General features: G+C 58.6%; 18 protein-coding genes and 3 tRNA genes. 8 read left to right on the forward strand and 13 right to left on the reverse strand.

What is annotated here, in order from left to right; translation table 11 throughout:
- Positions 1-170 precede the first annotated feature (170 nt).
- Positions 171-692, reverse strand: coding sequence for a lipocalin-like domain-containing protein (locus ISN74_RS10610; protein ID WP_203546588.1), 522 nt, complete (start codon positions 690-692; stop codon positions 171-173).
- A 107-nt stretch (positions 693-799) separates the two neighbouring features.
- Between ISN74_RS10610 and ISN74_RS10615 the strand changes: the two genes are divergently transcribed.
- On the forward strand, positions 800-1,654 hold the full coding sequence (locus ISN74_RS10615) for a LysR family transcriptional regulator (RefSeq protein ID WP_188799291.1): 855 nt from the start codon (positions 800-802) through the stop codon (positions 1,652-1,654).
- Here ISN74_RS10615 and ISN74_RS10620 read toward each other — a convergent pair.
- Positions 1,573-2,307, reverse strand: a complete 735-nt coding sequence (locus tag ISN74_RS10620; RefSeq protein ID WP_203546589.1) for an NADPH-dependent FMN reductase — start codon at positions 2,305-2,307, stop codon at positions 1,573-1,575. The two genes, ISN74_RS10615 and ISN74_RS10620, sit on opposite strands and share 82 nt — an antisense overlap.
- On the opposite strand from ISN74_RS10620, the gene ISN74_RS10625 reads away from it, so the two are divergent.
- From ISN74_RS10625 to bla, 3 genes are all read left to right on the forward strand, one after another.
- Complete coding sequence (locus tag ISN74_RS10625; protein WP_188799292.1) at positions 2,306-2,776, forward strand: MarR family winged helix-turn-helix transcriptional regulator; 471 nt, start codon at positions 2,306-2,308, stop codon at positions 2,774-2,776. The genes ISN74_RS10620 and ISN74_RS10625 overlap by 2 nt on opposite strands.
- A 39-nt stretch (positions 2,777-2,815) precedes the next feature.
- On the forward strand, positions 2,816-3,088 hold the full coding sequence (locus ISN74_RS10630; protein WP_188799293.1) for a hypothetical protein: 273 nt from the start codon (positions 2,816-2,818) through the stop codon (positions 3,086-3,088).
- A 152-nt stretch (positions 3,089-3,240) separates the two neighbouring features.
- On the forward strand, positions 3,241-4,152 hold the full coding sequence (gene bla / locus ISN74_RS10635; RefSeq protein ID WP_188799294.1) for a subclass B3 metallo-beta-lactamase: 912 nt from the start codon (positions 3,241-3,243) through the stop codon (positions 4,150-4,152).
- Between the two features lie 61 nt (positions 4,153-4,213).
- On the opposite strand, the gene ISN74_RS10640 is transcribed toward bla, so the two are convergent.
- Positions 4,214-6,034: an FAD-binding oxidoreductase gene (locus ISN74_RS10640; protein ID WP_188799295.1), complete on the reverse strand. Its 1,821-nt coding sequence runs from the start codon at positions 6,032-6,034 to the stop codon at positions 4,214-4,216.
- 242 nt (positions 6,035-6,276) lie between these two features.
- Between ISN74_RS10640 and ISN74_RS10645 the strand changes: the two genes are divergently transcribed.
- The 4 genes from ISN74_RS10645 to ISN74_RS10660 all read left to right on the forward strand — a co-directional run bounded on the left by ISN74_RS10645 (position 6,277) and on the right by ISN74_RS10660 (position 9,697).
- Entirely contained in the window at positions 6,277-6,459 is a 183-nt protein-coding gene (locus ISN74_RS10645; RefSeq protein WP_188799296.1) for a hypothetical protein, read from the forward strand.
- 43 nt (positions 6,460-6,502) lie between these two features.
- Positions 6,503-6,847, forward strand: a complete 345-nt coding sequence (locus ISN74_RS10650; RefSeq protein ID WP_188799297.1) for a VOC family protein — start codon at positions 6,503-6,505, stop codon at positions 6,845-6,847.
- A gap of 304 nt (positions 6,848-7,151) precedes the next feature.
- Positions 7,152-8,474 (forward strand): ABC transporter permease, encoded by a 1,323-nt coding sequence (locus ISN74_RS10655; RefSeq protein WP_188799298.1) that lies wholly within the window; start codon positions 7,152-7,154, stop codon positions 8,472-8,474.
- Positions 8,475-8,485: 11 nt separating this feature from the next.
- Positions 8,486-9,697: an ABC transporter permease gene (locus ISN74_RS10660; protein WP_188799611.1), complete on the forward strand. Its 1,212-nt coding sequence runs from the start codon at positions 8,486-8,488 to the stop codon at positions 9,695-9,697.
- A 138-nt stretch (positions 9,698-9,835) separates the two neighbouring features.
- Here the strand turns inward: ISN74_RS10660 and ISN74_RS10665 are convergent, their stop codons facing one another.
- The 10 genes from ISN74_RS10665 to pheA form a co-directional block, all read right to left on the reverse strand.
- Entirely contained in the window at positions 9,836-10,546 is a 711-nt protein-coding gene (locus ISN74_RS10665; protein ID WP_188799299.1) for a DUF4386 domain-containing protein, read from the reverse strand.
- Between the two features lie 340 nt (positions 10,547-10,886).
- Positions 10,887-10,960 (reverse strand) — tRNA-Cys (locus tag ISN74_RS10670).
- An 80-nt stretch (positions 10,961-11,040) separates the two neighbouring features.
- Positions 11,041-11,116, reverse strand: a tRNA-Gly gene (locus ISN74_RS10675).
- Between the two features lie 146 nt (positions 11,117-11,262).
- Positions 11,263-11,338 (reverse strand) — tRNA-Gly (locus ISN74_RS10680).
- A gap of 37 nt (positions 11,339-11,375) precedes the next feature.
- The gene (pgsA, locus tag ISN74_RS10685; protein ID WP_188799300.1) at positions 11,376-11,984 is read right to left on the reverse strand and encodes a CDP-diacylglycerol--glycerol-3-phosphate 3-phosphatidyltransferase; all 609 of its coding nucleotides are present in this window, start codon (positions 11,982-11,984) and stop codon (positions 11,376-11,378) included.
- 135 nt (positions 11,985-12,119) lie between these two features.
- Positions 12,120-13,946: an excinuclease ABC subunit UvrC gene (uvrC, locus tag ISN74_RS10690; protein WP_188799301.1), complete on the reverse strand. Its 1,827-nt coding sequence runs from the start codon at positions 13,944-13,946 to the stop codon at positions 12,120-12,122.
- 98 nt (positions 13,947-14,044) lie between these two features.
- Positions 14,045-14,512, reverse strand: coding sequence for a low molecular weight protein-tyrosine-phosphatase (locus ISN74_RS10695; RefSeq protein ID WP_229679154.1), 468 nt, complete (start codon positions 14,510-14,512; stop codon positions 14,045-14,047).
- A complete protein-coding gene (kdsB, locus tag ISN74_RS10700; protein ID WP_188799302.1) occupies positions 14,509-15,282 on the reverse strand; it encodes a 3-deoxy-manno-octulosonate cytidylyltransferase in 774 nt (257 codons plus the stop codon). Before kdsB ends, ISN74_RS10695 begins: the two co-directional genes overlap by 4 nt.
- A gap of 255 nt (positions 15,283-15,537) precedes the next feature.
- Complete coding sequence (gene aroA, locus ISN74_RS10705) at positions 15,538-16,845, reverse strand: 3-phosphoshikimate 1-carboxyvinyltransferase (protein ID WP_188799303.1); 1,308 nt, start codon at positions 16,843-16,845, stop codon at positions 15,538-15,540.
- Positions 16,842-17,930 carry a prephenate dehydratase gene (gene pheA, locus ISN74_RS10710; protein WP_188799304.1) on the reverse strand — a complete coding sequence of 363 codons (1,089 nt, stop codon included), beginning with the start codon at positions 17,928-17,930 and terminating at the stop codon, positions 16,842-16,844. Before pheA ends, aroA begins: the two co-directional genes overlap by 4 nt.
- Positions 17,931-17,951 lie beyond the last annotated feature (21 nt).

Consider the following 17,951-nt stretch of genomic DNA (forward strand, 5'->3'; position numbering starts at 1 on the left):
CGCGCACAGCGACAAGCACGCCCACGCACATGCGCGCCACAGACGCGCATGTGACATCATTTTGTAATGTAACGCCAGCTGGAACAACCGCACCCGCAAGCCTCAAGTCGTTATTGAGCAATGCGTAAGGCTAGCGGTTTTGGCTTAGCAAATACTTTGTACGCAATCGCTCAGGGATCACTCCTGGAGTGCATCGATTGAGCACGTTGCCAGACCGATACGGCCACCGTGTCGCTTCCTGGCTGCTTGGGCACCTGGTAGCTCAGTTCATCGGCGGACAGCATGTAAGGCCGCACCTGCTCGGTACCGTTCCAGCGCAGGTTGTACGCCCGCTCGATCTTGAACGTGACCATGTGGGTGGCCGAGTCCAGATGGACTTCGCCGTAGTGCGTGCTGGCGATTTCCGCAGGTTTGAATTCGGTGCGAACACCCTTCGCATCGGTCGCATAAGTGGGTTCATTGCTGCGGTAGATCTGCAGGGAATAGCGCCCCTCGTGATCGATCATCAGCAGGCCAGCCGGCGCGGAGCCGAATCCAAAGGTTTTGCTGCCGTCCTTGTGCAGGTCGTAGGCGGCCTTGAGGGTCCAGGTTCCCTCCAATGAAGGCGTTGCATCCGCAGCGAGGCTGGCCTGGCTCCCGATCATGACCGCCAGCAGGGAACTGCACACGCTAAAGATGGCATGTGGACGCATAAAAACACCTGATCCGATGGGGAAGAGGCAAGCCTAGTCCACCCCCTGACATGGGTAAATCGAATTAATGTATATTTCAGTCATTACAAAATGACATGACTGAACTCATGAGAGCCCTGGATCTCGATGCCGTCAAAGCCTTTGTATTGATCGCCGATCTGCAGAGCTTCACCCGCGCGGCGGAAGCGCTCGACTCCACTCAATCGGCTGTCAGCCTGAAGGTACGTCGGCTGGAAACGCAGCTCGGCCGGCGCCTGCTCGAGCGCACCCCGCGACAAGTACGGCTATCAGTAGAAGGCGCCGTATTTCTCGATGCCGCGCGTTCCCTGGTCGGCGCGCATGAGCGTGCAGTGACTTCTTTCCAGATCGAACAGCGCCGGTTGACCATCGGCATCAGCCAGCAGATCGTCGGCAGCGAACTACCTGCCCTGCTTCGCCGCATGAACGAACACGACCCGCAATTGCTGATCGAAATGCGCATCGCCGGTTCACGCGAAGTGATGCAGGCGTACGAGGAAGGCTCACTCGATGCCGCCATGGTGCTGCAACAGGAAAACCGCAGCAGCCAAGGCGAAACCATCTTTACCGAAAGCTTTGCCTGGATCGGCGCAGCACATTGGCAGCCAAAGGCAGGCCAGCCTCTGCCGTTGTCGACACAAGGCGAGTCGTGCAGCATTCGCACGGCGGCCGTACGTGCGCTCGATCAAGCCGGCATACCTTGGATAGAAGTGTTCATCGGCAAGGGAGCCGCTGTCGTCGGCGCTGCTGCCGCCGCCGGACTTGCCATCGCGGTGATCGCTCGCCGTACTGCGCCTACCGGCACCATCGATGTAGGCCCGACCTTGTCACTGCCGTCGCTACCCAGCCAGGACGTAGTGCTTTATTCCGCGCTCAACGATCGCCGTTCGCGAAATGCCTTGCGGACTTTGGCTACGGCCTTCAAGAGTCTTTCCGCAGCGTAACGCGACTTACCCCGATCACCCTGCTGACGGATCTCAGCACTCAGTTCTTTGAAAGCCTTCCTCACCTTACCGGCATAGGAAGCAAGATCCACTTCCGGATCCAGTTCGACTTGCTGGTGGATGACCTTTTCCGACAACGTCAGGGCTGGTGCAGTCGTCATCACACGCATCTTCAGCCCCGCGCCAACCTGCCGGAGTTGTTTTGCACACTTGCTTCCGCCATGACCGCCATAGCTGATGATAGCGGTGGGCTTGCCACGCCACTCGCTGTAAAGATGATCGATGGCATTCTTCAGCGGTGCGGGATAACCCCAGTTGTATTGCGGCGTCACGAACACCACGGCAGCCGCGCTCCGGACTTTCTCGCTCCAAGCGTGAGTGTGGGATTGAATGTATTCCCCGGCATGCGGAAGTCCAGGCTCGTCGTCCATGGGAAGCGACCAGTCCGCCAGGTCAATCACTTCATAGGCGAGATCAGTGCTTGCATGCCCAATGCGGGCGGCCCAATGGGCGATCCGAGGGCAATTCCGCCCCGCACGGACGCTTCCCATGATCAGTAAAACAACGGGTTTCTGCTCGTCAGGCATGTCTTTGCGTTCATTTGCATGTACCATACACATAATATAGGTCACGCCTTTCGGAAAGTAAAGCATGTACGGTACAAATAATGTTGATGCACTCGCCGCAGCCCTACTCGACCTGATGGGCTGCATGAACAGTCCTCGTCAGGACGAGATCCTGCTGCGCGAAGCGGGCGTAACGCTGGATCGGGCCTTGTTTCCGCTGCTCGTGTGCCTGAATCACGCCCCGGCCCTGGGTGTCGGAGAACTGGCGGAACTGGTCGGCCGGGATGCATCAACTATCAGTCGTCAAATCGCAAAGCTCGAAGAACTCGGCCTGGTGAAGCGCCGCCCAAGTAAGGAAGACCTGCGCATCAAGGAAGCCACGATTACTCGATCCGGCGCGCGTACGATCGAAGCTATCGTCAATGCGCGCAGACGTCTGCTGAGCAAGCTTCTGCAAGACTGGACAGAAGAAGAACGCACCAACTTGCCCCGGTTGATGCAAAAACTTGCCGATACCATGCGCGAAGGCACAGCGATGATGGCAAGAAGTCATTAGGTTTTGAAACAATCTTCCATACTCAGGCAGGAGCAAATCATGGCTCGCGAATTCACCTCGGCAGATGCCAAGGCTCATGCATGTTCTTATCTTCTCCTGTGCTTGCTTCAACGCATGGATCAGAACGAGCCCGGCCTTATCGATGAGCTGCTAGCCGGCGCGAAGGGAGATTTTGAGGCATCACGCCAGCAACCCAATCTGCCAACTCCGGTACCTATGATCTACCAGGAAGCCATCGCGATCCTGGAACGCGCGAATGCTTATAAACTGAATGCCTCAAGTCGACCGGAGGATGGCGTCACCCACCCGTAACAACAGCAAACAAATTCTCGTCCGCTTTTCGTTGGCATCCAGTTACCTTGGCCTGCAAAACGCCAGACTTGACCTGCGAAATGCCAGAGTTGAGTACGCGATAAGCCCGACTGGGCGTCAATCCTGCCCCTCTCCAAGAAAAGGATTGCCGTATGCGCGTGTTGATAACGACGATTCTTGTCTCCGGGTTGATCGCGCTAAGTGCGTGTACGCAACCGTCCTCGACAGGGCAAGTGAACACAGCGGATGATTTTTCATGTGCGAACGATCCCTCATGGACCACTCCGCAGGAACCGCTTCGCATCTACGGTAATACTTGGTATGTCGGGCCGCGCGGCCTCACCGTCTTGCTTATCACCGCCCCTACGGGCGATGTTCTGATTGACGGAGGCGTGCCGGGGCACACGTCACTGATCGAAGCCAACATCCAAAATCTCGGCATCCATCTGCGCGACATCAAATGGATACTTAATTCGCACGCGCACTGCGATCATGCCGGGGGCATAGCGCAACTCGCGCACGATACGGGGGCGCAGGTGATCGCGAACGCCGAAGATACTCCGTTGCTGGCGCGCGGCGGTCATGACGACCCGGAATACGGCGATAGATTCCGGTTCCCACCTGTGGATGTGTCGCGCTCGGTGACTGATGGCGAAAGCCTGCACTTGGGCAATCTGGTGCTGACCGCATACTCGACACCCGGCCATACCAAAGGCAACACGACGTGGACTTGGACATCATGCGAAGGCGGTCGCTGTCTACATATGGTCGATATCGGCAGCCTGTCAGCACCCGATTTCAAATTGATCGGCAACCCGAAGTATCCAGATGTCGTCAAGGATTTCGAATCCAGCTTCGCGAAGGTCGCAGCGCTATCTTGCGACATCGCGCTCGGTCCGCATCCGGAAATGGTGAATTTCTGGGAGCGTGTGACCAAGCGTGAACAAGGCGATGCGGATGCGTTGATAGATCCCACGGGATGCCGCGCTTATGCGGCAGATGCACGCGAAAATTTCGAGGCACAACTGGCGAAGCAGCGCGCAGATGCAGCTTTGAAAAAATAGCAGCGAACCTCAGCTTAAGGGCGGAATCCACCCCAACGAAGCAGGACGTCGATATGAAACATCACAAAGTCTGACGCGCACCTGCGACAGGCGTGAATCCATCGTCACGCCAAGCTTCGCTGCCCACGCCATGGTGAATGACAAAAAGACCAAATGGGTCATAGCGCTGCTTGATGGCAGCCAATCGAGGATAGTTCGTCCCCCAGAATCGGCTTTGCCAATCACGCAGAAAGTAATCGCTTTCCGAGAAATAACTTCCGGCGTCAGGCACCAATCGATAAATAGCATTCATCGCCTGGTCGAGATCGTGGATGTCACGACGCGCTTTTTCGGTATCGATGCTCCCGCCTGGCATGCCTGGATAAGCCGGATGATCAGCATCCGCCCCCAGAATTGCCAGTGCGAAGGCATCCAGCACTTGAGGATTCATCGCCGTATCGCGCGTGCGCAAAAGCGCATCTGACGGACCACCCGCGAGCCCTTTGCCAAAGTACAACTCAATGCTGCGGCTGCGCGATGCATCAAAAAGTGTATCGATCAGACTGTCGCGGCGGTCAGGCTGCAAAAGTGCCGCCGGCAGCCACGCTGAGCGATAGCCATGGATAAACCGGCCTACTTCGTTCTGTTCACCATCCCAGAGCATGTTCGAGGCGGGTGCACCAGGACGATCGTCGAACCGCACATGGCCTGGAAAGTGCTTCTGGAAATACGCGCCATCCCACAGATGTTGTGCTGGGAGGGTCAGCACGCTCACATCACTATCGAAACGATACGACTTATTGGTGCGTACCCATTCCAGGAACGGCGCCCAGATGTGTTCAACGGTGGATGCGTCCAACCCTTGGAACATCATCGTAAGGCTAAGCACGTTATCCGAGCGCAACGTAATATGTTCGCCCCAGTGCGGATTAAAGAGTTGCGACTGGTAAAATGTGAAGAAGCGTGCGATCAGCTCGCGATAGGCACCATCGCTCGGAGCACGTATCTCGCCGCCGACACCACCGAAAAAGTTCGGCAACTCGAAGGTGCGCAAGGTCACTCGCGTGACGATGCCGAGGCTGCCACCACCACCGCCTTTCAACCCCCAGAACAAATCAGGATGGCTGCATGCGTTGGCAATGCAGATCTGTCCATCAGCCGTCACCACTTCCGCCTCCAGCAGGTTGGAGGCAGCGCTGCCGAAGGTCTTGGAGTAATGTCCGAAACCGCCACTTTGTACAAGTCCGGCAACACCCACCGTTGGACAGCCGCCACCCTGGACATACCGACCGCCTAGCGTAGTGACTGCCTCGTAAGCATCCATCCATAGGCAACCCGCACCAAGCGTGACCGCAGGCCGTGGTTCGACGTGCCCTTCGCATCCCTGCCCGACAAAGGCCGAATGGTGTTGGATCCCTCGCATACGGCGTGTCCATACCAGCAACGAGTCTGGCGCGTCAGATGTACCTTGGTAGCTATGGCCGCCGCCTTTAACGACGAGGCGCAGGCGATGTTTGCGCGCAAAATTCACCGCGGCCACCATATCGCCTGCACCCTCCGCAACCACCGCATAGCGGCTGGGTTGGGAAGTCCATGCACCGAACCAGCCGCTGGTTTGCGTCAGGCCAGGCTCATCGCCCACGTAATAGGGATTGTGAATGTACTTGAGCGCTTGCGCCGTTGCCGCGCCACCTTGAGCAAAGGGTGATTGGGGCACGATCAGGCGTCCACCGACCTGCGCTTTCAGCTCTTCCCAATGTGCAGGCTCCGGCCAATCGGTATCTCTGGGACGAACGCGCGGTTTGAGCAAAGATTGCTCAAACCGCATTTTCGTATTCGAGGAAAGCGCCAGGGGCAAGATGGGTGCAGCCAATGCAGCCTTGAGTAGATCGCGACGACGCACGGCAAAGCCTCTTGAAATCGTTGGATCGACATACTCAATGATCGTCGCTTGCTAAGCCATACGGCAGGTGATGAATGGACAGAGCGCAGGGACCAGTGGAGGACCGACAGGGACGAATCGCGGCAAGCTTCCTTCACGACGATAAGGTGAGGAAAGTAGTCGGCGGGTAGGCATGAGGATGCCCGCATTGACTCAAAGGCGTATGCTCGGGCGCGTCACCGCGAACTCGCATCGAAGGCCGCATGAAGCATTATCTTCTTACAGCCACCATCCTCATTGCCGCCCTTGTTTTCTATGCCGCCGGCATGACTGGCTACGGCGCGGCACTTTTCATGGCGGGTATCGCCTGCGAGTGCTGGTTCTGGATGCGTATCCTCCGGCGCCACGGAAAGACGCCATCACCCATGCAAACGGCAAAGAGATAGCCTGATTTTGTGACCGCCCCTCATCAACGCGAGATTGAGAGCCATGCGGATCCAATATCTCGAAATCGTGACAAAGGACGTTGACGCAGTATGCGCGGCATACGCGTCAACTAACGGGGTGCAATTCGGCGAGCCTGACGCAGAACTCGGCAACGCACGAACCGCCGCGTTGGCTGGCGGCGGGCTAGTCGGCGTACGTGCCCCCTTACGCGAGACCGAGGCGCCAGTGGTACGGCCCTATTGGCTGGTGAAAGACATCGAAGCAGCCATCATCGCTGTCGTTCAGGCAGGTGGTGAGATCGCTCACCCACCCCTGAAGATACCCGGTCACGGCACATTTGCCATCTATATCCAGGGTGGCAATGACCACGGGTTATGGCAGATCTAGTCAAACGAGTCTGCGCAGCTATGGCCTAGCCATATCTGCAACACAGTCCGTGTCCGGCTGTCCGTGCGAATGTCCGCGGACACCCAACTTCTCTAAGGCGCCGCATACATCGCCTTGATATATAGACATCTTCTCGAGGTCTGTTCCCATGGCATGCGGTTTGCTGGCTCCCATCGGGGGCCAATGCGGCGGGTTGTCAGGACATGCCATCAGATCGCATATGCGTTTGCCTGGTCGACCTGGGCCAGGCTCGATGGAAGTGCTGCAAGCGGCATGAGTCGTGGATGTGGGGAGAGGAGCATCGATGTTCGGTTACTACGTGCTATTGGCGTTTCAAAGTCTGAAACGCAACACAGTGCTCACTGCGTTGATGATCCTGGCGGTCGCCGTGGGCATCGGCGCGAGCATGACCACCCTCACGGTCATGCATATCCTCACCGGCGATCCGCTTCCCGGGCGCAGTGCGCAGCTCTTCTATCCGCAGGTGGATCCAGATCCTGACGATAAAGATGATCATGAACCTCGCGACGTGATGGATTACCGTTCCGCCGTCGACCTTTGGGCCGCGCACCGCGCCGATCGACAAGCGCTTATTGCGAAAGGCGACGTTCGAGTCGTGGCACCAGACGTCAATATCCCCGCGCTAAAACTGCGCATGCTGGCGACCACGTCGGATTTCTTCCCCATGTTCGGTGTCCCTTTCCAGTACGGTCAGGCCTGGGCGGGAACAGATGACGAAGCTCGGACAAGAGTGGCGGTCATTTCCAGTGATCTGAACAACAAGCTATTCGGCGGAACAAACAGCGTTGGCCGCACCTTGCGTATTCGCGACAGCGATGTGCGCATCGTGGGAGTGCTCAAACCATGGCGCCCTTCACCGTTGTTTTATGACGTGGCTGGCGGACGCTTTTCGGACGGAGATACCGCGGACTTCTACACAAAGCCCGAGGACGTCATGATCCCGTTCTCCACCGGGCAAGACATCAATCAGGATCACTTTGAGCAATTCACCTGCTGGCACGTTCCTGATCTGAATGGTCACCAGCAAGATTGGCCGTGTTTATGGGTGAGTCTGTGGGTGCAATTGGACGATGCATCCAAGGTGTCTGCGTATCGACGCTTTGCGGCCGACTATGCCGCACAGCAAATGACGCTTGGACGTTTCAACCATGCCGGCAATACCCGGATGAGAAACCTGATGGCGTGGCTGGATTTCAATCACGTTGTACCGAGCGACGTGAAGCTTCAGACCTGGCTCGCCTTCGCCTTCCTTGTCATCTGCCTGTTCAATACCGTGGGACTCCTGCTGGCCAAGTTCCTGCATCGCAGCGGTGAAATTGGTGTGCGCAGGGCGCTGGGCGCGACACGCACTGCCGTCTTCACGCAATGCCTGGTGGAGGCGGCAGTGATCGGATTACTGGGCGGCTTCGGCGGCTGGCTGCTGACGTTGCTGGGACTGTGGATCGTGCGTCGGCAGCCAACGGCATACGCGGACTTGGTGCATCTGGATCTTCCCATGTTCATGGCGACGTTTGCAGCCGCAATCGCAGCAACGCTTTTTGCCGGACTACTACCGGCCTTTCGAGCCAGCCGTGTAGCCCCTGCCCTGCAGTTGAAGACGCTATGAAAATGCTGACGATGCACATTGCGCCCATTCTTTCCGCCCTTCGCCGCCATCGCCTGGCAACGATGCTCATCGCCCTGGAGATCGCATTGGCCTGCGCGGTGCTATGCAATGCCTGTTTTCTCATTGCCTACCGGCTCGACCAGATGCGCATCAACAGCGGCGTAGACGAGGCTTCTCTGGCGCAGATCAAGGTGGATTGCGATGACTGCAACGCCTCCGATCTAAATGCGCGCATTTTGTCGGCAATCAACCAGATTCCGGGTGTGCAATCGGCCAGCGTAATCAGTGCAGTGCCATTTGGAGAGCATTACGGCAATGCGGGTATTCATCTGGATGCTGCCAATCAAAGGCCCGGAGGTGTGGTCGAGTTCTATGTCGGCGGACCGGGCAGCTTCAAGGCATTGGGACTGAAACTGGTGCAAGGTGCCATGCCTCAGGCGGATGACTACCGCCCCGTGCACGACTTCATTCCAGCTGAAGCGCCTACATGGGTGACGCAAGCATTGGCTGACCATCTTTGGCCCGGTACCGATCCACTTGGCCAGGAATTCTGGATGGACAAATTCCACTATCGCGTCGCTGGCGTCTTGGCACACCTGGCACGGCCCGGCGGCGGTGAAGGCGGACCGGCGACTCGGGAGTGGTCGGTATTTGTACCAGGCATGCCAGGCAAGCATTTGGCCGGCAACTATCTCATTCGCGCCCAGCCCGAACAGTTATCACGAGTGTTACGCGACGCACGGACTGCTGTCGTAAAAGCCGCCCCCGACGCCGTACTCGATTGGGAACAAAGTCGTTCGATCGGTGAACTGCGGAAAAGTTATTTCGAACAAGACGTGGCAATGACCGGCATCCTCCTGGGAGTGATTGGCGCATTATTGCTGGTCACTGCACTCGGTATCGTCGGCCTTGCGAGTTTCTGGGTGGCCCAAAGGCGAAGGCAGATAGGCGTGCGCCGCGCACTAGGTGCAACCCGGCGCGACATTCTTCACTACTTTCAGACCGAGAATTTTCTGATCGTAAGCATAGGTGTGATGCTCGGCATGCTGCTTGCGTATGGCCTGAACATTTGGCTGATGCTGTCTTACGAGCTGCCACGTCTGCCCGTTTATTACCTGCCCATCAGCGTGGTGGCGCTCTGGCTGCTCGGACAACTGGCCGTGCTTGCCCCTGCACTCCGTGCTGCGGCGGTACCACCGGTCGTCGCAACGCGTACGGAGTGAGCGTTGCGATGACTTCCTATGCACTGTGCAGGTCGTACATCAGCAAGTCTTCTTTTGAGCGATGCCGTGTGAAAACAGAAAGCGCGAATTTCGATGACGCAGTTTTACCCGAAATAAACATCGGTCCTCGTCATCTTGTCAGCGCTCTTGTACACCCTGCAGTTGCTGCCAGCCGGCACAATCAATGCCTTTCGCGATGAACCAAAATGCCATGCTTGCCATGGCGATCAACATGGGTAACACCATCAGCGCAGAGTCGCATTGCGGCATCAGCACTGCGGTGAAGTTTTTAACTATGAAGCTGGCGCCGCCCAGCATTATCAGTGCGCCGAGCACACGCGGAAGATAGCCCGAGCGGAAGATCAGGTAACCTCGCAACATGACAGCGATACCATAAAAAGCAGCAAAGATACTGAAGACGTAGCCATACACGGTGAGGCAAAGATAGATGAATGCTGTACGGGCATCCGGTGTAAGGGCTTTAGCAACATCCGAATCGATCACCGGCAACGCAGCGGAAAAGTAGAAGATCTCGCCCGCAGCGAATGTGGCCGTCGACAATATCCCGAAGCAAACAACGATCAGCGATAGGGGGCGACTGACCGGTCGCAGCAAGATGTAGAAAATCGCTGTCAGGGTGACATCGCACATCGCCTCGATGAGGTAGACAGCGAAACTGGCGCGAAACAATCCAACGGAAGCCGCCATGGTGCGTGCCACCTCCACTGGGTCGTTTGCGGCCATCAGCTTGTCCGGCACATAAGACTCACCGAATCCGCCAGCAACAAGAGAAACAACCAGCAGGATTCCAGCCACTCGCGCGTAGAATTGGGCATCGCGTGCGTTCATCCCATTTACTCCCTGGATCTCGTGGAATAGCGATCAACTTCGTTCAAGTCACCCTATGCGGGACGCATCACGACACACGCGCACGGGCCAATGAAATATCCGCACCACATTGATCGAATTGACCCACCATTGCCAGCATTACCGGCACGAAAAGGGCGCTCAAAAGCGGCCTTTTCTGGCTTGACGCAGCGAGCTCTCTTTGAAAATCTCATCCGGCAACATTCCCAGAATTTGAGCCGCTGCTTTGCTAAATTAACGTAATGTCCGATTTCAACCCGTAGCAGACCTTCCCTACCGGCAAAGAAAAAGCGCCACAAGGGCGCTTTTTCAAATTTCGCAATGGAGGCCGAGGTCGGAATCGAACCGGCGTACACGGCTTTGCAGGCCGCTGCATGACCACTCTGCCACCCGGCCATTGCTGGAACCCTCAATCTTACCGGATCAAGACTTCCCTAAAAAACAAAACCCCGGTAGGCCGAGGTTTTACATGAAACTGGAGCGGGAAACGAGACTCGAACTCGCGACCCCGACCTTGGCAAGGTCGTGCTCTACCAACTGAGCTATTCCCGCATCGGAGCGTGTAACTATAGCAGAACCTGTTCCGATGTGAATAGTCGGCCCTGCTTTTTTTCAGTAATTCAAGCTACTTGCCGTACATACTTGAAGTACTGATACAACAAGGCCCCGGGCGTTGGCCTGGGGCCTTGTCTGGAATCTGGAGCGGGAAACGAGACTCGAACTCGCGACCCCGACCTTGGCAAGGTCGTGCTCTACCAACTGAGCTATTCCCGCATCGGAGCCGCGCATTTTAACGTGTGAAACGAAACCGTCAAGCGTTTTTGTCCTGCTCGATAACCGGAATCGGATCGTCGTGCAGGGCCGGCCAGGCGGCACGCAGGTAATACAGGCCCGACCAGATGGTGAGGATTCCGGCGATCACCAGCAGGCCCTCGCCAATGTGGTAAAGGCGCAAGGCTTCGGCGTCTTTTTCGTGCTGCAGGATCAGTACGATCAAAGCAAGCATCTGCATGACGGTTTTGAACTTGCCCAAGAAGGCCACACGCACCGTGGCGCGCATGCCGATCTCGGCCATCCATTCGCGCAAGGCCGAGATGCTGATCTCGCGACCGACGATGATGGCGGAGGTCACCGCCATCACGATGCCGGGCCAGCCACCGCGGTGCGTTTCCACCAGCATGAACAGGGTGACCGCCACCATCAGTTTGTCGGCAACCGGGTCCAGGAAGGCGCCAAACTTGGAGGTGAGGTTGAGCCGGCGCGCCAGATAGCCATCGAGCCAGTCGGTGATGCCGGCCAGAGCAAAAACGATGGCAGCGGTGATGTTGTGGCCCCTGAATGGCCAGTAGAACGCCATCACCATGACCGGCAGCAGCGCTACGCGGAACAGCGTGAGCCAGGTCGGCAAGTTGATGCGCATCGGTTGCTTCCGTTTTTCCTCAGTGTCGCATGTTGGGGGAAAATACATCACGTGAGTTTTCGCAAGGCTGGCCCCCTCACCCCAACCCCTTCCCGACGGGAGGAGGCAGAAAAGCTCGTTAGTGAGTGTGCAGCGTCAGGTGTGAAGTGCGTCATAAATGCGTTCGGCCAGGCCGCGATCAATCCCTTTCACTTGCATTAATTCTTCGACGCCGGCCGCCTCCACTCCTGCCAGACCACCAAAAGCCTTCAGCAAAGCGGTTCGCCGGCGTGCGCCCACACCCTGCACGTCTTCGAGCACACTGCGTTCGCGTGCTTTCTCGCGGCGTTTGCGGTGGCCGCTGATTGCGAAACGGTGCGATTCGTCGCGCACCGCCGCCACCAGATGCAGTGCCGGCGAACTGGGCCCGGGATGGATCTCGCGATTCGAGCCGGCCAGGATCAGGGTTTCCTCGCCAGCTCTGCGACCGGGCCCTTTGGCCACGCCGATCACCTCGATGCCGGTAACGCCCAGTTCCTGCAGTACATCCAGTGCCTGGGCGACCTGTCCGCTGCCACCGTCGATCAGCAGGATATCCGGCCGCGCACCCTCGCCTTCGGCCACTTTGCGGAATCGACGGGTCAACGCCTGGTGCATGGCGGCGTAATCGTCGCCCGGTGTAATGCCGGCGATGTTGAAGCGGCGATAGTGCGACTTTTCTGGCCCTTCCGGACCGAACACCACGCAGGACGCCACGGTCGCCTCGCCGCGCGTGTGGCTGATATCAAAACATTCAAGGCGGCGCGGCGGTTCGTCCAGGCCAAGCAGATTCTGTAGATCTTCGAACCGGGCCCCCAACGTCTGACGGCTGGCGATGCGCGAGGTGAGCGAGGCCTGCGCATTGCGTTCTGCCATCTGCAGGAACTGTGCGCGATCGCCGCGCACACGCGTCTTGATCTCCACCGCATGCCCGCATTGCTGAGTCAGCACCTCGCTGAGCAATAGTTCGTCCGGGATGGCCTCGCCAAGGATGATCTCGCGTGGCACCGGGCGATCCAGGTAGTACTGGGCGATGAATTGCGCCAACACATCTGCCGGCTCGGCATCCAGAGGCAAACGCGGATAGAAATCGCGGGTGCCCAGGCTGATACCATTGCGGAAGAACAGCACGCTCACACACGCAATGCCGGCCTCGATGCGGCACGCGATCACGTCCATATCCGCCGTCGCGCCTTGCACGTGGTTCTGCGCATGCAGTTTGCGCAACGCTGCGACCTGATCGCGCAACGAGGCTGCACGTTCGAAGTTCAGCGCGGCACTGGCCTGTTCCATCGCGCTGGCGAGTTCGTCGATCACCACACTGCTGCGGCCATTGAGGAACATCTCCGCATAACGCACATCATTGCGGTAATCCTCTGGACTGATCAGGCTCACGCACGGCGCTGTACAGCGGCCAATCTGGTATTGCAGGCATGGTCGCGAGCGGTTGCGGAAATAGCTGTCCTCACATTGCCGCACCTTGAACAGCTTTTGCATCAGGTTGAGGCTTTCACGCACCGCAAACGCGCTGGGGAACGGACCAAAGTAACGTCCCGGCTGATTGCGTGCGCCGCGATGAAACGCAAGACGCGGATATTCCTCGCTGCCGGACAAATAAATATATGGATAGCTTTTGTCGTCACGCAGCAGAATGTTGTAGCGGGGCTTGAGCGCTTTGATCAGCTGCGATTCCAGCAGCAGCGCTTCAGCTTCGGTGCGTGTGACGGTGATTTCGCAGCGGGCAATCTGCGACACCATCGCGGCGATGCGCGGCTCCATGCGCGGCTTCAGGAAATAACTGCCGACGCGCTTCTTGAGGTTGCTGGCCTTGCCAACGTAAAGCAGTTCGCCGTCTTCGTTGAAATAACGATAGACGCCGGGCGACGTGGTAAGCGTGCTGACGAAGACCTTGCCATCGAAGGCCTGGAGGGATGCGGGCTGCATACCGCAGATTTTAGCTCGTTTGGGGTGATTCCCGCGCTATGGAGCGTGTCTACAGTCTCTGCACAATTCGGGCTGTGTGTCGGAGGCAGGCTGAGGGTTCAGTCTGTGCTTAGGCGCTGGATCAGCCCGCGCACGCCCTGTTCGGCAAGCACAATGGACTGTACGAAACCGGTCAATTCCCCATAGTAAGGGTCGGGAAATTCGTGCGGCGGCTCCAGCCCCGCCCATTCCAAAAACAGCGCAGCGCGCTTGGCCGCTTCGGGTGCCACCATGCGCTGCATTTCCCGCAGGTTGTCGCTGTCCATGGCGAGCAGCAGGTCGTAGCGCTCGAAGTCCGCAGCCGTAAGCTGGCGTGCGCGATGCGTGCCAAGTTCGTAACCGGCACCCGCTGCCGCCGCACGCATGCGCGGATCAGCCTGCTCGCCGGCATGCCAGCCACCCGTACCGCATGAGGCCACCGGGATCTTCAAGCCTGCTTCGGTCAGACGCTTGCGCGCCACTGCCTCCACCAAAGGCGAGCGGCAAATATTGCCCATGCAAACAAACAAAATGTTGCGAACATTCACGACTGACTACTCACCCATGCTTCCGCGCGCTGCAGATCGGCTTCGGTATCGATGCCCGGCGGGAAAGGCTCGGGCGTCAGGCGCGCAGCAATAGGATAGCCGTGTTCCAGCACGCGCAACTGCTCGAGCGATTCGGCGTGCTCCAGCGGCGTGCGCGTCAGCTTGGCGTATTGCTGCAGAAAACCGGCACGGTAGGCATAGATGCCGATATGCCGCAGGAATGGCAGGTCTTTCGGCAGCGTGTCGCGGTTCGCGGCAAAGGCGTCACGTGCCCAGGGCAACGGCGCGCGGCTGAAATACAAGGCACGGCCATTCGAGGCACGTACCAGTTTCACCACGTTCGGATCGAACAACTCGTGGGCATCGGCAATTGGGGTAGCAAGGGTCGCCATCGGCGCATCATCCTCGACCAGAGCCTGAGCGACTTCGCGAATGCCTGCAGCGGGCGCAAAGGGCTCATCACCCTGCAGGTTCACCACGATAGTGTCTGCCGACCAGCCGTAATGGGCGGCGCATTCCGCCAAGCGGTCACTGCCGGAGGCGTGGTCGCTGCGGGTCATACAGACATCCACGCCCTGCCCCGACAAGGCATCGACGATACGCTGATCATCTGTCGCCACCACCACTTGCGAGGCACCGGCGAGCAAAGCGCGCTGGGTCACGCGCACCACCATCGGCACACCGGCAATGGGACGGAGTGGTTTGCCGGGCAGACGGGTGGAGCCGTAGCGGGCCGGGATGGCGACAATGAAATGAGGGGTGGATGGCATAAACGACCTTTACCCACCACCCGCAGGAGTGAGGGTTCAATCTGGCAATAGGGCCGATTGTTGCGGAGTGGAAGGGAAAATGAAAACGGCGTGGGCTGCCACTCGGGCATCCCGGTTTCGCCGTGATGGAGAACGCCGCCTCACCGCTGTCCCGGCGAAGGCCGGGCCCCAGGGACTCGAAGAGCTCCAAAGACACTGGGTCCCGGCCTTCGCCGGGACAACGGGCGTCTAGTTAAGACTGTCCTGGAAAGGGTGTCAGCTCAACGCAAACCCGCAGCTGTTCGCCAGCTCCATAAACCCTGGAAACGATGTAGCCACATTGGCGCAATCACCAATCGTCACTTCACCCTTAGCCAGCAAACCCGCCACAGCGAAGCTCATCGCAATGCGATGGTCCCCATGGCTATCCACCGCGCCAGCGCCGATAGCGCCACCATCGATGATCGCGCCATCCGGCGTTTCCTCGATGCGAACGCCTAATGCCCGCATACCGGTTGCCATGGTGGCAATGCGATCGGACTCCTTCACGCGAAGTTCGGCTGCACCACGCACTACCGTGCGCCCTTGCGCTACCGCTGCTGCGATAAACAAGGCCGGGAATTCGTCGATCATGTCCGGCACCAACGTCTCGGGCAGTTCAACGCCGTGCAGCGGCGCGTGCCGGACGATGAGATCCCCGATGACTTCGCCACCGCTCTGGCTCTGGTTCTCGATGCTGATATCGGCCCCCATCAGACGCAGCGCTTCGAGCAACCCTGTGCGGCGGGGATTCAAGCCAACGGACGGCAGACGCAAGACCGAACCGGGCACGATGCTCGCCGCCACCAGGAAAAACGCCGCCGAAGAAAAATCGGCCGGCACCACGACATCCGTTGCGCGCAGGCGATGCCCACCTTCCAGCTTCGCGTAGCCCGGCGAAAACACAATCGGCCAACCGAAGGCAGCAAGCATGCGCTCGGTGTAGTCGCGCGTGGGATGCGGCTCGATCACCTCCGTGCTGCCTTCGGCATACAAACCGGCAAGCAACAAGGCCGATTTCACCTGCGCACTGGCCACCGGCAATTCGTAGCGAATGCCATGCAACGGGCGGCTACCGTGCACACGCAACGGTGGCAGGCCGTCTTGCGTGTCGATTTGCGCACCCATGCCCGCCAGTGGATCGGTGACGCGGCGCATCGGACGCTTGGATAGCGACTCGTCGCCGATCAAGGTGCTGTCGAAGGATTGTCCCGCCAGCAAGCCTGTCAGCAAGCGCATGCCGGTGCCGGCATTGCCGCAATCGAGCGGTTTGTCCGAACCGCGCAAGCCATGCAGCCCGACGCCACGCACAGTGCGCTCACCCTCGGAAGGCGCTTCGATCGATACGCCCAACTGTGCAAGCACCGCGGCTGTCGCGCGTGTGTCTTCGCCTTCCAGAAAACCTCGGATATGCGAAGTGCCTTCGGCAATCGCCGACAGCATCATCGAACGATGCGAAACCGATTTATCGCCAGGCACGACGACATCGCCGTGCAACGATGCCGCAGGCCGGCTGACCCAATCCAGACGCTTTGCACCACTCATGGCAAGGCCACCGGGTAGGAGCCAAGTACCCGCACCTGTGTGGCGACCGGCCCCATGTCCTTCAACGCAGCCTGCAGCGGCGCGTCGTCAATGTGACCGGAGACGTCGATGAAGAAAGCGTATTGCCATTTACCGGTATGTGACGGGCGCGATTCGATGCGATTCATACTTACGTCGTGCTTGGCGAACGGGTTCAGCACGTCGTAGAGCGCGCCGGGTTTATCGTTGACGGTAATCAGCAGCGAGGTGCGGTCGTTGCCCGATGGTGGGAACAAAGAGCGACCAATCACCAGGAAGCGCGTGGTGTTATCAGCACGGTCTTCGATAGCCTTGGCCACCATCTTCAGGCCGTAGATCTTGCCCGCGGTTTCACCCGCGATCGCTGCCGTGTCGTCCGCATGCCGCGCCAGGCGCGCGCCTTCGGCATTACTGTGCACGGCAATGCACTCGGCATTCGGCAAATTGACGCGCAGCCAAGTCTTACATTGCTGCAGCGATTGCGCGTGGCCGTAGACGCGCTTGATACCTTCCAACGCATCCCGCTGCGAAAGCAGGCACTGGTGAACGCGCAGTTCCACTTCACCGCAGATGCGCGCTTCGGAAGTAAGGAACATGTCCAGCGTGACCTGGATCATGCCCTGCCCGGAATTCTCCACGGGCACGATGCCAAAGTCTGCATGGCCGGCAACGACCTCCTGAAATACTTCTTCGATGCTGCCCAGCGGCAAGCCGTAGGCAGCATGACCGAAGTGCTTGCGCACGGCTTGCTCGCTGAAAGTACCTTCAGGCCCCAGGTAACCGACCTTGAGCGGATCTTCCTGTGCGAGGCAGGACGACATGATCTCGCGGAACAACCGCACCATCTCCGTATCCGAAAGTGGACCGTGATTGCGGTCTACCACCATGCGCAACACATGTGCTTCGCGTTCGGGTCGGTAATAGTCGATCGCAGAAAGCCCCTCGCCTTTGACGCGGGCGACTTCGCGTGCCCAGTTGGCGCGTTCAGAGATCAGCTCCTGGATCTGCCGATCAATGCTGTCGATGCGTTCGCGCACCTGTGTCAGCGATGACTTGGGGTCGTTCATGCGTTGGATGTCCAAGCGTAA

It is taken from the genome of Dyella caseinilytica (genome assembly GCF_016865235.1).
GTDB lineage: Bacteria > Pseudomonadota > Gammaproteobacteria > Xanthomonadales > Rhodanobacteraceae > Dyella_B > Dyella_B caseinilytica.